This window comes from Actinomadura mexicana (assembly GCF_900188105.1).
Taxonomy (GTDB): Bacteria; Actinomycetota; Actinomycetes; order Streptosporangiales; family Streptosporangiaceae; genus Spirillospora; species Spirillospora mexicana.
The window spans coordinates 88425-101527 of sequence record NZ_FZNP01000021.1 but is presented as its reverse complement, the minus strand read 5'-3'; the positions used below and the strand labels follow the sequence as shown (position 1 = coordinate 101527).

The 13103-nt window shown below is 73.1% G+C and carries 14 protein-coding genes; 5 read left to right on the top strand and 9 right to left on the bottom strand.

From position 1 onward, the window contains the following. Positions 1–2: 2 nt before the first annotated feature. The 7 genes from CHC11_RS35750 to CHC11_RS35720 form a co-directional block, all read right to left on the bottom strand. On the bottom strand, positions 3–836 hold the full coding sequence (locus tag CHC11_RS35750; protein ID WP_089316315.1) for a shikimate dehydrogenase: 834 nt from the start codon (positions 834–836) through the stop codon (positions 3–5). Continuing rightward, entirely contained in the window at positions 833–1993 is a 1161-nt protein-coding gene (gene mltG / locus CHC11_RS35745) for an endolytic transglycosylase MltG (protein WP_089316314.1), read from the bottom strand. Before mltG ends, CHC11_RS35750 begins: the two co-directional genes overlap by 4 nt. Then, complete coding sequence (ruvX, locus tag CHC11_RS35740) at positions 1990–2448, bottom strand: Holliday junction resolvase RuvX (RefSeq protein WP_089316313.1); 459 nt, start codon at positions 2446–2448, stop codon at positions 1990–1992. The genes mltG and ruvX overlap by 4 nt, the downstream gene beginning before the upstream one ends. A 58-nt stretch (positions 2449–2506) precedes the next feature. Then, positions 2507–5176: an alanine--tRNA ligase gene (gene alaS / locus CHC11_RS35735; RefSeq protein ID WP_089316312.1), complete on the bottom strand. Its 2670-nt coding sequence runs from the start codon at positions 5174–5176 to the stop codon at positions 2507–2509. A gap of 1 nt (position 5177) precedes the next feature. After that, positions 5178–5498, bottom strand: coding sequence for a hypothetical protein (locus tag CHC11_RS35730; protein ID WP_089316311.1), 321 nt, complete (start codon positions 5496–5498; stop codon positions 5178–5180). Next, entirely contained in the window at positions 5495–5878 is a 384-nt protein-coding gene (locus tag CHC11_RS35725; protein ID WP_425427372.1) for a DUF948 domain-containing protein, read from the bottom strand. The genes CHC11_RS35730 and CHC11_RS35725 overlap by 4 nt, the downstream gene beginning before the upstream one ends. A 138-nt stretch (positions 5879–6016) precedes the next feature. Beyond that, on the bottom strand, positions 6017–7279 hold the full coding sequence (locus tag CHC11_RS35720; RefSeq protein ID WP_245920200.1) for a replication-associated recombination protein A: 1263 nt from the start codon (positions 7277–7279) through the stop codon (positions 6017–6019). Between the two features lie 326 nt (positions 7280–7605). Between CHC11_RS35720 and CHC11_RS35715 the strand changes: the two genes are divergently transcribed. From CHC11_RS35715 to CHC11_RS35700, 4 genes are all read left to right on the top strand, one after another. After that, positions 7606–8055, top strand: coding sequence for a hypothetical protein (locus CHC11_RS35715; protein ID WP_143227434.1), 450 nt, complete (start codon positions 7606–7608; stop codon positions 8053–8055). A 103-nt stretch (positions 8056–8158) separates the two neighbouring features. After that, positions 8159–8809: a thioredoxin-like domain-containing protein gene (locus CHC11_RS35710; protein WP_089316307.1), complete on the top strand. Its 651-nt coding sequence runs from the start codon at positions 8159–8161 to the stop codon at positions 8807–8809. Continuing rightward, entirely contained in the window at positions 8806–9432 is a 627-nt protein-coding gene (locus CHC11_RS35705) for a DUF305 domain-containing protein (protein WP_089316306.1), read from the top strand. The genes CHC11_RS35710 and CHC11_RS35705 overlap by 4 nt, the downstream gene beginning before the upstream one ends. A gap of 65 nt (positions 9433–9497) precedes the next feature. Next, the gene (locus CHC11_RS35700) at positions 9498–10061 is read left to right on the top strand and encodes a TIGR03086 family metal-binding protein (protein WP_089316305.1); all 564 of its coding nucleotides are present in this window, start codon (positions 9498–9500) and stop codon (positions 10059–10061) included. Between the two features lie 13 nt (positions 10062–10074). Here CHC11_RS35700 and CHC11_RS35695 read toward each other — a convergent pair whose 3' ends face one another. Then, positions 10075–11310, bottom strand: coding sequence for a DUF349 domain-containing protein (locus CHC11_RS35695; RefSeq protein WP_089316304.1), 1236 nt, complete (start codon positions 11308–11310; stop codon positions 10075–10077). A gap of 73 nt (positions 11311–11383) precedes the next feature. Further along, on the bottom strand, positions 11384–12133 hold the full coding sequence (locus CHC11_RS35690) for a peptidylprolyl isomerase (protein ID WP_089316303.1): 750 nt from the start codon (positions 12131–12133) through the stop codon (positions 11384–11386). 221 nt (positions 12134–12354) lie between these two features. Between CHC11_RS35690 and CHC11_RS35685 the strand changes: the two genes are divergently transcribed. Beyond that, positions 12355–13095 carry an MBL fold metallo-hydrolase gene (locus CHC11_RS35685; RefSeq protein ID WP_089316302.1) on the top strand — a complete coding sequence of 247 codons (741 nt, stop codon included), beginning with the start codon at positions 12355–12357 and terminating at the stop codon, positions 13093–13095. Positions 13096–13103: the final 8 nt, after the last annotated feature.

Genomic DNA, 13103 nt, shown 5'->3' with positions numbered 1-13103 from the left:
GGTCAGGCGCGGCGGGCCAGCTCCGCCTCGCCCGCGGCGCGCATCGCCTCCACCGGCACGTCGTCACGGCCGGTCATCAGGGCCACCTGCCGGACGGCCTGGTGCAGGAGCATCGCGAAACCGCCGACGGCCGTGCCGCCCGCGCGGTCGACGGCCGCCGCGAGCGCCGTGGGCCACGGCGCGTAGACGACGTCGAACAGGGCCGCGCCGGACTCGGCGACCGGCTCGGCGAACACGTCGGCGGCCCCTCCGGGAAGGGTCGAGACGACGAGCTCCGCGGGCAGGTGCGCGGGCGCCTCACCGAGCGGCACGACCCGGACCGCGAGCCCGAACCGCTCCCCCACCCCGGCCGCGCCTGCGGCGCGCTCCGGCGTCCGCACCGCGAGGACGGCCTCGCGCGTGCCGAGCCCGGCGAGGGCGGCCAGCGCGGACGCGGCCGTCGCACCGCCGCCCAGCACCAGCGCCTCGGCCGGGGCCTTCAGCCCCGCCTCGGCGAGCGCCGCCTCGATGCCGTACACGTCGGTGTTGTCCCCGTGCCGCCGCCCGTCCCGCAGGACGATCGTGTTCGCGCCGCCGACCTTCGCCGCGAGGTCCGAGACCGTGTCGACGAGGCCGAGCGCGACGCGTTTGAGCGGCATGGTCAGCGACAGGCCCGCCCACTCGGGCCCGAGCCCGTCCAGCAGCACGGCCAGACCGCCCTCGCCGCACTCGACCGCGTCGTAGGACCAGTCGTCCAGCCCCATCGCCGCGTACGCCGCCCGGTGCAGCACCGGCGAGAGCGAATGCGCGATCGGCGACCCCAGCACCGCCGCGCGGCGGCCCGTCCCGTCGGTCACTGGCCCGGGTGCGCCTTCTGCCAGGCCCGGAACTCCTTCTCGATCGCCAGCCGCTCCTGCTCCGTCGTGGCGAACTTGGTGACCTTGTTCGTCGGGTCGGTGGCGATGAAGTACAGCCAGGTCCCCTCCGCCGGGGCCAGCGCCGCCTCGATCGCGTCCGGCCCGGGGTTGGAGATCGGGCCGGGCGGCAGGCCCACGTGCAGGTAGGTGTTGTAGGGCGATTCGGTCTGCAAGTCCTTCTCGGTGACGGTGAGCCGCCGCTCGTTCAGCGCGTACAGCACCGTGGTGTCGAACTGCAGCTTCATCCCCTTGTCCACCCGGTTGTAGATGACCCGGGAGATCTTCGGCAGGTCGCTGGGCTTGCCGCCCTCGGCCTGGACCAGGCTGGCGAGCGTGATGACCGTCGCCGGGTTCAGGTGCGCCTTGCGCGCCTCGGCGACGAGGTCGACGCTTCCGGCCTCCTTGTTGAACCGCCCCACCATCTCCTTGAGGATCTGCTCCGCCGAGCCGTTCGGGTCCAGGTCGTAGCGTCCCGGGTACAGGTACCCCTCGACCTTGCCCCGCGCGTAGGCGGGCAGCCCGAGGTCCTTCGGCCGCTTCGCCACCGCCTGGAACTCCTTGACGGAGATCCCGGTCTTCTTCGCCAGCAGTTCGAACACCTCGACGGCGCGCCGGCCCTCGGGGATCGTGACCTGGTTCCCGGCCCGCGACTTCGGGTCCAGCAGCAGCGCCATCGCCGCGGCCGAGGACATCTGCAGCCGCATCTGGTAGAAGCCCGGCTGGATGCTGGAGGCGCGGGTCTCCTTGTTGTAGGTCTTCACGAACGCCTGCGAGCTCTTGACGACCTTGTGCTGCTGCAGCGTCGTCCCGATCACCGACCCGGTCGCGCCGTCGCTGATCTGGACGGTGACCTTGCCGGAGCCCTCGCCCTCGTAGTCCGGCGGGTGCCACTTGTTGTCGAGCCACGCGAACCCGAGGACGCCGCCGGTGCCGAACACGGCCACGAGGAACGCCATCGCGAACAGCGCCGCGGCGCGCCCGCTGCGCCTGCGGCGCTTCTGGCGCTTGCGCCGGCGCCGCTGGTCCCGCCGGCCGCGGGTCTCCTCGGGCGGGGGCCCGTCGCCGTACGGGTCGGAGAAGAGGTCCAAGTCGTTCATGAGCTCCCCTGGACGATCTCGCCCGGGGGGCGTCCGGTCAACCGTTCGGCGTCGAGGGCCGCCTGGAGCAGGACCGCCGCGGCGGCCTGGTCGACGACCTTGCGCCGCGCCTGGCCGTGCACGCCGCCGGCCCGCAGGCCGTTCTCGGCGGTCACGGTGGTGAGCCGCTCGTCGTACAGCCGGACCGTCTCCGCAGGAAGCCGGCTGGCGAGCCTGGCCGCGAACGTGCGCGCCGACCGCGCCGCCGGCCCCTCCCGGCCCGACAGCGAGGTGGGCAGCCCGACGACGACCTCGATCGCCTCGTGCTCGGCGACCAGGTCCACGAGCCGGTCGACGTCGCCCTTGCCGCTCTTCACCGTCTCCAGGGGAGAGGCGAGGATCCCGCCGGGATCGCACCGCGCGACCCCGACCCGCACGCTTCCCGCATCGACCCCGAGCCTGACGCCGCGCCTCATGGCCGCGCCTCCGCCCGGCGGTGGCGCGGCTCGCTTCTCCTGCCCCGTCGTGCCGGGCTCACGCGGCCCCTGCTGCCTGCTCGACGGCGGCGAGGGCATCGCCGATCGCGGCGGGGTCGGCGCCGCCCCCCTGGGCCAGGTCGTCCTTGCCGCCGCCGCCTCCGCCGAGCGCCTTGGCGGCCAGGCCGACGAGCGCGCCCGCCTTGAGGCCGCGGTCGCGCGCGCCCGGGGTGACGGCGATGACCACGACGGGACGGTCCTTCGGGACGCCGGCGACCATCACGACCGCGGGGCGCGCGGTGAGGCGGCCGCGGATGTCGACGGCGAGCTTGCGCAGGTCGTCGGCGCCGGTGCCGTCGGGGGCGCGGTGCCCCACGAACGCCGTGCCGCCCACGTCCTTGGCGCCCTCGGCGAGGGATCCGGCGATCGCGAGGACCTGCTGCGAGCGCAGCTTCTCCAGCTCCTTCTCGGCGTCCCGGAGCCGGGTGACCACGCCGGAGACGCGTTCGGGCAGCTCCTCCTTGCGGGTCTTCAGCTGCTCGGCGAGCTGCGCCACGAGGACGCTCTCGCGGGCCAGGAAGCGGAAGGCGTCGATGCCGACGAGCGCCTCGACGCGCCGGACACCGGCGCCGATGGACGCCTCGCCCAGCACCTTGACCAGGCCGAGCTGCCCGCTGCGGGCGACGTGGGTGCCGCCGCACAGCTCGCGGGAGTAGTCGCCGACCTCGACGACGCGGACCTCGTCGCCGTACTTCTCGCCGAACAGCGCGAGCGCGCCCATCGCGCGGGCCTCGTCGATCGAGGTGTGGAAGGCGCGCACGTCCAGGTCGCCGACCAGGACCTCGTTGACCTCGTCCTCGACGTCGCGCAGCACGCTCGCGGGGACGGCGCCGGACGCGGTGAAGTCGAACCGGAACCGGCCGGGCGAGTTCTCCGACCCGGCCTGCGCGGCGGACTCGCCGAGCGCGCGGCGGAACCCGGCGTGCACCATGTGGGTCGCGGTGTGCGAGCGGGAGATCGCCCGGCGCCGCTCCACGTCGACCTCGGCGTGGGCGGAGTCGCCGGCCTGCGCCTCGCCGCTGCGGACCCGCCCGCGGTGCACGATGAGCCCCGCGAGGGGCGCCTGCACGTCGGTCACCTCGACCACGGCGCCGTTGCCGAACCGGATCAGGCCGTGGTCGGCGAGCTGGCCGCCGCCCTCGGCGTAGAACGGGGTGCGGTCGAGGACGACCTCGACCTCGGTGCCCTCCCCGGCGGCGGGCGCGTTGGCGCCGTTCACCAGCAGCCCCACGAGGCGGGCGTCGCCGGCCAGGCTGCCGTAGCCGGTGAAGTCGACCCTGCCGCCGGCGCCGGTGAGCAGCTCGTCCAGGACGGACACGTCGAGGTTGCCGGTCTTCTTGTCGCGGGCGTCCTTCTTCGCGCGGTCCCGCTGCTCCTTCATGAGCCGGCGGAAGCCCTCCTCGTCCACCTGGAGGCCCTGCTCGGACGCCATCTCCAGGGTGAGGTCGATCGGGAAGCCGTAGGTGTCGTGCAGCTTGAACGCCTGGTCGCCCGCCAGGGTCGCGCCGCCGGAGCGCCTGGTGTCCTCGACGGCGGTGTCGAAGATCGCGGTGCCGGTGCGCAGCGTCTGGAGGAAGGAGTCCTCCTCGGCGTCGATGACGGTGTGGATGTTCGCGGCGGTGCGCACCAGCTCCGGGTACTGCTCGCCCATCGCCTGGATCGCGACGGAGGTCAGCTCGTGCATGAGCCCGGCGTCCTGCCCGCCGAGCAGGCGCAGGTTGCGGATGGAGCGGCGCAGGATGCGGCGCAGCACGTAGCCGCGGCCCTCGTTGCCGGGGCGGATGCCGTCGGCGACCATCATCGTGCCGCTGCGGACGTGGTCGGCGACGACGCGCAGCGACACGTCCGCGCGGTGGTCGCGGCCGTAGGAGGTGCCGGTCAGCCCGGCGGCGCGGTCGAGGACCCGCCAGAGGGTGTCGGTCTCGTAGATGTTGTCGACGCCCTGCAGGATCGCCGCCATGCGCTCCAGGCCCATGCCGGTGTCGATGTTCTTGGCCGGCAGGTCGCCGAGGATCGGGAAGTCGGTCTTGCTCTCCCCGGGGCCCCGCTCGAACTGCATGAAGACGAGGTTCCAGACCTCCAGGTAGCGGTCCTCGTCGGCGACCGGTCCGCCCTCGCGGCCGTACTCGGGGCCGCGGTCGTAGTAGATCTCCGAGCAGGGGCCGCACGGGCCGGGCACGCCCATCGACCAGAAGTTGTCCTCCATGCCGCGCCGCTGGATGCGTTCGAGGGGGACGCCGACCTTGTCGTGCCAGATGTTCTGGGCCTCGTCGTCGTCCTCGAAGACGGTGACCCACAGCTTGTCCTCGGGGAACCCGAAGCCGCCGTCGTCCCGCGACCGGGTCAGCAGCTCCCAGGCGAACGGGATCGCCTGCTCCTTGAAGTAGTCGCCGATGGAGAAGTTGCCCAGCATCTGGAAGAAGGTGGCGTGCCGGGTGGTCCTGCCGACCTCCTCGATGTCGGGCGTGCGCACGCACTTCTGCGCGCTCGTCATCCGCTGGGACGGAGGGGTGCGCTGGCCGAGGAAGTACGGCTTGAAGGGGACCATGCCGGCGTTGACCAGAAGCAGGGTCGGGTCCTCGGCGACCAGGCTGGCCGAGGGCACCACCGTGTGCCCGCGCTCCTCGAAGAATCCGAGGAAGCGGCGTGCGACCTCTGCCGACTCCATATCAGTGGCCATCCTTGTCGTTCTCGATGATCGTGTATCTCGCCTTGAGCACGCGGCGGGCCTGCGGCCCCCCGCCGTCCGGCGGGGCCTGGTCCATGCGGACGGCCTCGCGCAGCTCCTCCTCACGGGCCCGCATCTCGGTACGGACGTCGGAGGCGAAAAGCCTCAACCGTTCGCCGGCGCCCTGCCCCGTCGACACCGCCCGTGCCGCGACGCCCTCGGGCGACCAGGCGCGCGCGAAACGCTCCACGCGCCGCTTGACGCGGTGCGTGGCGTAGACGCCGGCGCCTGCGCCGACGGAGAGCCAGAACAGCCGCCTCATCTGCGTCCCCTCCCCGGGGAACGGGCCGGCAGCTCCGGACGTCCGGACGCGGCGCGCTCCTCGCCGTCGCGGTTGCCGAGGGCCTTGCGGACGCCGTAGGAGAAGGCGGCGGCCTTCACCAGCGGCCCGCCGACCACCGAGGTCATCACGGTGGTGACGGCCGAGACGTTCTGGGTGACGCCGGCGACCTGCCTGGTGATGACGTCGGTGCGGCCGAGCTGCTCGTTGGCGCGCTTCACCGTCCGGGTCATGTCCTCCATCAGCGGGCCGGCCTGCTCGCCGATGTCGCGGACGAGCTCGCTGGCCTCGCCGAGCAGCCTGGAGAGCCTCAGCAGGGTGAGCGCGACGAACGAGACGAGCACCGCCCAGAACACGGCCACGATGAGGCCTGCTAGCTGTCCACCAGTAAGCATCAGGGCTTTCCGTTCACGTGAGGTCGGCACGGGGCCGGGCATGGCCTGACAGACCTTACCGGTCCACCAGGCCGCATGGCGGGAGCACCGGCCGGCGAAGAACGATCACCGCCGGTCCGCGGCGCCGCGCAGGACGGAGCGGATCCGCGCGAGCACCTCGGTGAACCGGGCTTCCGCGCCGTGCCTGGTCGGGCGATAGTACTCCCGTCCGTGGACCGCGTCGGGCGCGTACTGCTGGCGGACCACGCCGCCGGGGTGGTCGTGCGCGTACTTGTAGCCCTGCCCGTGCCCGATCTTCGCGGCGCCCTTGTAGTGGGCGTCGCGCAGGTGCCCCGGGACGGGGCCGGCGAGCCCCTTGCGGACGTCGCCGAGCGCGCCGTCCACCGCCGTGATCACCGCGTTGGACTTCGGCGCGAGGGAGAGGTGGATCACCGCCTGGGCCAGGTTGATGCGGGCTTCGGGCAGGCCGACGAACTCCACCGCCTGCGCGGCGGCGACCGCGGTCTGCAGCGCGGTCGGGTCGGCCATGCCGACGTCCTCGCTGGCGTGCACGATCAGCCGCCGGGCGATGAACCGGGCGTCCTCGCCCGCCTCGATCATGCGGGCGAGGTAGTGCAGCGCCGCGTCGACGTCGCTGCCGCGGATGCTCTTGATGAACGCGCTGATGACGTCGTAGTGCTGGTCGCCCTCGCGGTCGTAGCGGACGGCGGCCCGGTCGACGGCCTTCTCCAGCACGTCCGCGTCGATCGCCCCGCCGTCGTCGACGACGAGCGCGGCGGCCTCCAGGTAGGTGAGGGTGCGGCGGGCGTCGCCGCCGGCCAGCCGGATGAGGTGGTCCTCGGCGGCGGGGTCGAGGGTGACCGCCCCGTTCAGCCCGCGCTCCTCGGCGAGGGCGCGGCGGACCACCTCGCGCAGGTCGTCCTCGCCGAGCGGCTCCAGGGTGAGCAGCAGCGAGCGCGACAGCAGCGGACTGATGACGGAGAAGAACGGGTTCTCGGTGGTGGCGCCGATGAAGGACACCCAGCGGTTCTCCACGGCGGGCAGCAGGGCGTCCTGCTGGGCCTTGTTGAAGCGGTGCACCTCGTCGACGAACAGGACCGTCTGCCGGCCCGTCATGCCGAGTTCCCGGCGCGCGAGGTCGATCTCGGCGCGGACGCGCTTGACTCCGTCGCTGACCGCGGAGACCTCCACGAAGCGGCGGGAGGTGGCGTGGCTGACGACGGTGGCGAGGGTGGTCTTGCCCGTGCCCGGCGGCCCCCACAGCACGAGCGACATCGGCACGTCCCGGTCGACGAGCTGCCGGATCGGCGTGCCCGGCCCGAGCAGGTGGCCCTGCCCGACGACCTCGTCCAGGGCGCGGGGGCGCATGCGGACGGCGAGGGGCTGCTCCGCGCCGCCCCGGGCGGGCGCCGCCGGCGGCTCCGCCCGTACGTCCGCCGGGGCCGCCCCGTCCCGGTCCGGAGCGTCGAAAAGGCCCTCCGGCTCGCCCGATTCCGCCCTGCTGGTCACGCTCCGACACTATCTCGCGGCGCGGACGGTCCCGGACGGTCCCGCAGGTCCGCGCGGGCGGCTCCACAGTCCCCGCACGCGCAGTCCCCGCAAGCACAGTCCCCGCACGCGCATCCGGCGGGCGGGAACCCCGAGGACGGCTGCGGCGTTGGAACAGCCCGGAAGACGCGACCAGGAGCGTGACGGTGTCCGGTACGGCCCCCCGTCGACGCCACGGGCTGGCAGGGCTGCTCGTGGCGCTGTTCGTCGTGGGCGGGCTGGTGTTCAGCTACGGGCTGGGCCACGCGCCCCCGCCGCGCGTGTGCACCCAGCACGCCGTGAGCGTCCCCGTCGGCGCCGTCTCGGCGTCCACCGGCCACGAGAAGCCGACTACCGGAGCCACGCCGCTCCGCGGCTTTCACGGCCCCGCACAGGGCGTGCCGGCCGTCTCCCCGATGAAGGTGCCCGCTCCCGTCCCCGTGGACGGGTGCCTGTGCGTGGCCGTCCTTTTCACCCTCGTCCTGCTGGGCTTGGCCGCCGTGCTGCGCCGGCCCGTCTCGCGCCTGCCCGCCCGTCTCGGCTGGATGTTCGCCCCGCCGCCCGGGGCCCGGCTCGTACCCGCGTCCTCGCCCTCCCTCCAGGTTCTCCGGCTGTAGACGGACCGGCCCTTCGGCCGTTCGCACAGCCCGCATCACGCCATTGCCCGATGCGGCGCTGCCCTGTCCGTTCTGACCTACAGCACCCGGAGAGGCCGCCGGCATGTCCAAGAGCGCCCGTAACAAGCACGCGCGTAACCAGAACCCGAGTAACCAGAACGCGCGTGGCAAGACCGCCAAGAAGAACGCGCTGACACAGCGCGAGGTCCCGTGGGGAGGCATCGCGTTCTTCGCCGTGATCGGCCTGGTGGCCGTCGTCGCCATCGGCTTCACGTTCATGCAGACCAGGTCGTCGTCCGCCGACGGCTCCTCCTCCGTCAGCGGCCTGGTGACCAAGGACGGCCTCGGCCGCGGCCACGTCGGCGGCAGCGTCGAGTACGACACCGATCCGCCGATGGGCGGCGACCACAACCCCGTCTGGCAGAACTGCGACGGCCGCGTCTACGAAGCGCCGCTGCTGAACGAGCACGCCGTCCACTCGCTGGAGCACGGCGCCGTCTGGATCACCTACCGGCCCACCCTCCCCGCGGACCAGCTCGACGTGCTCAAGGGCAAGGTCGCCGCGACCGACTACACGCTGCTCAGCCCCTACCCGGACCAGGACTCGCCGGTCACGCTCACCGCATGGGGCCGGCAGGTGAAGCTCCAGCAGGCCACCGATCCGCGGGTGGACCGGTTCCTGCGGGCCTTCGTGAAGGGCCCGCAGACCCCCGAGCCGGGCGCGGCCTGCACCGGCGGCAAGGACACCCCGTGAGCGAAAGCCCCGCGGCGCCGCGGGGGCGGCGTGCCAGCGTCACCCTCGCGGCCCTGGTCCTGCTGGCCGGCGCCGTCCTGGTCGCACTCGCCGTCTCCCGCTCGGAACGGCCCGGCACGGACGGCCCCGAGGCCGGGTTCGCCCGCGACATGAGCGTGCACCACGCCCAGTCGGTGCAGATGTCCTTCATCGTCAGGGACCGCACGGACGATCCCGAGACCCGGCTGCTGGCCTACGACATCATCAACACCCAGTCCGCCCAGATCGGCATGATGACGGCCTGGCTGGACGAGTGGGGCGTGCCGAAGGCCGATCCGTCCGGCCGCATGCGCTGGATGACCGGGCACGGCGGCCACCGCGGCGGCGGTGCCGCGATGCCGGGCATGGCGACGCGCGGGCGGCTCGCCGATCTGGAGAAGGCCTCCGGCCGCGCCGCCGAGGTGCTGTTCCTGAAGTTGATGATCGCGCACCACCGCGGCGGCGCGGGCATGGCGCGGGCGGCGCTGGAGCGCACGGGGCACGACCGGGTGCGGCGGCTGGCCCGCACGATGGTGGAAGGGCAGCAGGCTGAGATCACGCAGATGAACGCGATGCTCCGGCAGCGCGGCTCCCCCGCCGCGTGAGCCGGTCCCCGCGAGGTTCGCGATAGCGCTTGACAGCGCCGCCGGATCGCGCGTCACTGACCACCATGGCTCACAACCTCAGCGGCTACCACCGGGCCCTCGACCTCTTCGAGGGCCTGGTGGCCGGCGTCCCCCGCGACGGGTGGGACGCGCCGTCGCCCTGCGCGGGATGGACCGCCCGGGAGGTCGCCGGCCACGTGACCGGCGGCCAGTTCCTGGTCCGGGCACTGGCCTCGGGACAGCCCGAGCCGGACGTCACCACCGACCCCGCGCGGTTCGTCGCGGGCGACGTCATGATGAGCTGGCGGACGGCCCGCAAGGAGTGCGCGGCGGCCCTCACCCCCGACGCGCTCGGCCGCCCCATCCCGTTCGACGGGCTGGGCGAGCTGCCGCTGGGCGACTTCCTGGAGGCCTACATCCTGGAGCCGCTGGTGCACGCCTGGGACCTGGCCCGGGCGACGGGCCAGCCGTCGCGCCTCGACCCGGACCTCGTCCACCACGCGTTCGCCACGGCCCAGGTGGTCGCCGGCTCACTGCGGGCCGAGGGCCGTCTGGCGCCGCCCCTGCCCGCCCCGCGCGGCGCGGACGAGCAGACGCGCATGCTCGCCTTCCTTGGCCGGACGGCCTGAGGGCGGCGGGCGGTCAGGAGAACTCGGCGAGGGTGCGCTCGGCCTCTTCGAGCCAGGCGCGACGGGCGCTGAGGGCCTCCTCGGCCTCCTTGACGTCCTTCTGACGGCCCGCCTCACGGGCCTTGCCGAGCCGCTTCTCCAGCTGCTCGATGGAGCTGCGCAGCTGGCCCACCGTGGCCTCGGCGCGGGCGCGGGCCTCGGGGTTGGTGCGGCGCCACTCGTTCTCCTCGGCGGAGCGGACGGCCTCCTCGATCTTGCGGAGCCGCCCTTCGAGGCGATCGCGCTGGTCGCGCGGCACCATCCCGGCGGCCTCCCAGCGCTCCTGGATCGTGCGCAGGGACTGGCGGGCCTGCCGGACGTCCCGCACCGGGAGCAGCCGCTCGGCCTCGGCGAGGATCTTCTCCTTCTCCTCGGCGTTGCCGCGGAACTCGGCGTCGCGCTCGGCGAACACCGCGCTGCGGGCCTGGAAGAAGGCGTCCTGGGCGCCCTTGAAGCGGGCCCACAGGTCCTCCTCGGCGTCCCGGGAGGCGCGCCCGGCGAGCTTCCAGCGGCGCATCAGGTCGCGGTAGGCGGCGGCGGTGTCGCCCCAGTCGGTGGAGCCCGACATCGCCTCGGCCTCGGCGACGAGGCGCTCCTTCTCCCGCCGGGCCTCCTCGCGCTGGTCGTCGAGGGTGGCGAAGTAGGCCTTGCGGCGCTTGGTGAAGGCGTTGCGGGCGGCCGACAGCCGCTTCCACAGCGCGGTCTCGGTGGGGCGGTCGATGCGGTCGGCCGCCTTCCACTCCTCGACCAGGAGGCGCAGGCGCTCGCCGCCGTTCTTCCAGTGCGTCTCCTCGACGGCGATGCGCTCGGCCTCGGCGACGATCCGCTCCTTGACCTCGCGGGCCTCGTGCCGGTGCTGCTCGCGCTGGGCCTTGACCTCCTCGCGGCGCCGCCCGACCTGCTCCGACAGGCCGTCCAGGCGGCGCAGGAGGGAGCCGAGGTCACCGACGGCGTGCGCCTCGGCGACGGCCTCGCGCAGCCGGTCGATGCCCTGCTGGGCCTGGGCCGGCTGCAGGTCGGTGGTGCGGACCCGCTGCTCGAGCAGGCCGATCTCGGTGGCGAGCGCGTCGTACTTGCGCTTGAAGTAGGCCAGGGCCTCCTCGGGCGCGCCCGCCTGCCAGGAGCCGACGATCCGCTCGCCGTCGGCCGTCCTGACATAGACGGTGCCGTCCTCGTCCACCCGGCCCCAGGGATCGGTCGCGCTGGACACCCTTGCCTCCTGAATCGCGGGTCCGGACGCGCTCACGGCGACCGGACCCTCCACACCTTAGTATCCCGTTCGCCTATTTCCCGGCGATCGTGACGTCCTGGATCTCTACCTTCTTCTTGGGCTTGCCGTCGCCCTTCGGGTCCGAGCCCGCGTCCGCGATCTTCTTCAGCACGTCCAGCCCCTTGGTGATCTTCCCGAACACCGTGTAGTCCGGCGGGAGCTGCGAATCCTTGTAGACCATGAAGAACTGGCTGCCGTTGGAGTCCGGAAGGCTGCTGTGCGCCATGGCGAGCGTGCCCTCGGTGTACATGGCGCCATTGGTGTTCTCGTTGGCGAACTGGTAGCCCGGCCCGCCGGTGCCCTTCGCGGTGGGGTCGCCGCACTGCAGGACGTTGAGCCCGCCGCTCGTCATCCGGTGGCACGAGGTCTTGTCGAAGAAGTTCTTCTGCGCCAGGTACGTGAAGGAGTTGACCGTGCACGGCGCCTTGCCGCCGTACAGCTGCATCTCCACGTCGCCCTGGTTGGTCTTCATCGTCGTCTGGACGATGTCGGTGTAGGCGGGCTTGCCCGCGGGGGTGCCGATGCCCTTGGGCGCACCGTCCTGCTGGGCCGCCTTGTAGGTGCACTTGGGCCCGGCGGCGGTGGACTCGTCGTCCTTGGTGAGCACCATGAACGCGGCGCCGCCGACGACGATGACCGCCACCACCGCCGCGGCGGTGATGATCTTGAGTCGGCGCGCCCGCGCCGCCTCCTGCGCCTGCCGCTGCCGCTGGCGCTCGTAGCGCTGCCGCGCGAGCTGCTTCTTGCGGTCCTTCGCCGCCACTTACCTCGCCTCTCCGGTGTGATCAGGTGAACGTGCAGCGCATAGTAGCGGTACCCGGGAGTAAAAGCGCCTCCGCGTTCAGGGAGCGCTCCCCCGCCCGGCCGCGCCCTGGCGGGCCGCGCCCCGCGACACGTCGGCCGCGCCATCTCGTTCGCGGTGGCCGTGGCCGCGCCGGTACCCTCGAACACGCCCACCCGAGATGGTTCTAAGGAAGGACGACCGTGCTCGTCGCCGGGTTCCCCGCTGGATCGTTCGCCGCGAACTGCTACGTCGTGGCGCCCGCCGCCGGTGAGGAGTGCGTGATCATCGATCCCGGCCAGGACGCCGAGGACGGGATCGAGGAGATCCTGCGCGAGCACCGGCTGAAGCCGGTCGCCGTGCTGCTGACGCACGGCCATCTCGATCACGTCTGGTCGGTGGCCCCGGTCTGCGGCGCGAAGGACGTCCCGGCCTACATCCACCCCGACGACCGCGAACTGCTGACCGATCCGGCCAAGGGCCTGTCCCTGGGCACCGGGCAGCAGCTGTTCGGCGGGCTGGAGCTGTCCGAGCCGGACGACGTGCGCGAACTGGCCGACGGGGCGGTGCTGGAGCTGGCCGGCCTGAGCCTCACGGTCGACCACGCGCCGGGCCATACGCCCGGGTCGGTGACGTTCCGGACGCCGAAGGCGCAGCAGATCCCGGACGTGATGTTCACCGGCGACCTGCTGTTCGCCGGCTCCATCGGGCGCACCGACCTGCCGGGCGGATCGTACGAGCAGATCCTCGCCAGCCTGTCCCGGGTGTGCCTCACGATGCCCGACGAGACGGCCGTCCTGCCCGGCCACGGCGAGCAGACCACAATCGGCCGCGAGCGCGCGACCAACCCGTTCCTGACCGAGGTTTCGCCGGGGGGTCCAGGGGGGTCGTCCCCCCTGGGGAACCGGGCGGTCCCCGCGGACGGACCTGACAAGGGATTCTGATCTAAAAG

Bases quoted from the DNA above. Each gene is read 5' to 3' on its own strand.
- ruvX (WP_089316313.1), bottom strand. From the start codon at position 2,448: ATGAGGCGCGGCGTCAGGCTCGGGGTCGATGCGGGAAGCGTGCGGGTC.
- CHC11_RS35730 (WP_089316311.1), bottom strand. From the start codon at position 5,498: ATGAGGCGGCTGTTCTGGCTCTCCGTCGGCGCAGGCGCCGGCGTCTAC.
- CHC11_RS35700 (WP_089316305.1), top strand. From the start codon at position 9,498: ATGGCTCACAACCTCAGCGGCTACCACCGGGCCCTCGACCTCTTCGAG.
- mltG (WP_089316314.1), bottom strand. From the start codon at position 1,993: ATGAACGACTTGGACCTCTTCTCCGACCCGTACGGCGACGGGCCCCCG.
- CHC11_RS35710 (WP_089316307.1), top strand. From the start codon at position 8,159: ATGTCCAAGAGCGCCCGTAACAAGCACGCGCGTAACCAGAACCCGAGT.
- CHC11_RS35720 (WP_245920200.1), bottom strand. From the start codon at position 7,279: ATGCGCCCCCGCGCCCTGGACGAGGTCGTCGGGCAGGGCCACCTGCTC.
- alaS (WP_089316312.1), bottom strand. From the start codon at position 5,176: ATGGAGTCGGCAGAGGTCGCACGCCGCTTCCTCGGATTCTTCGAGGAG.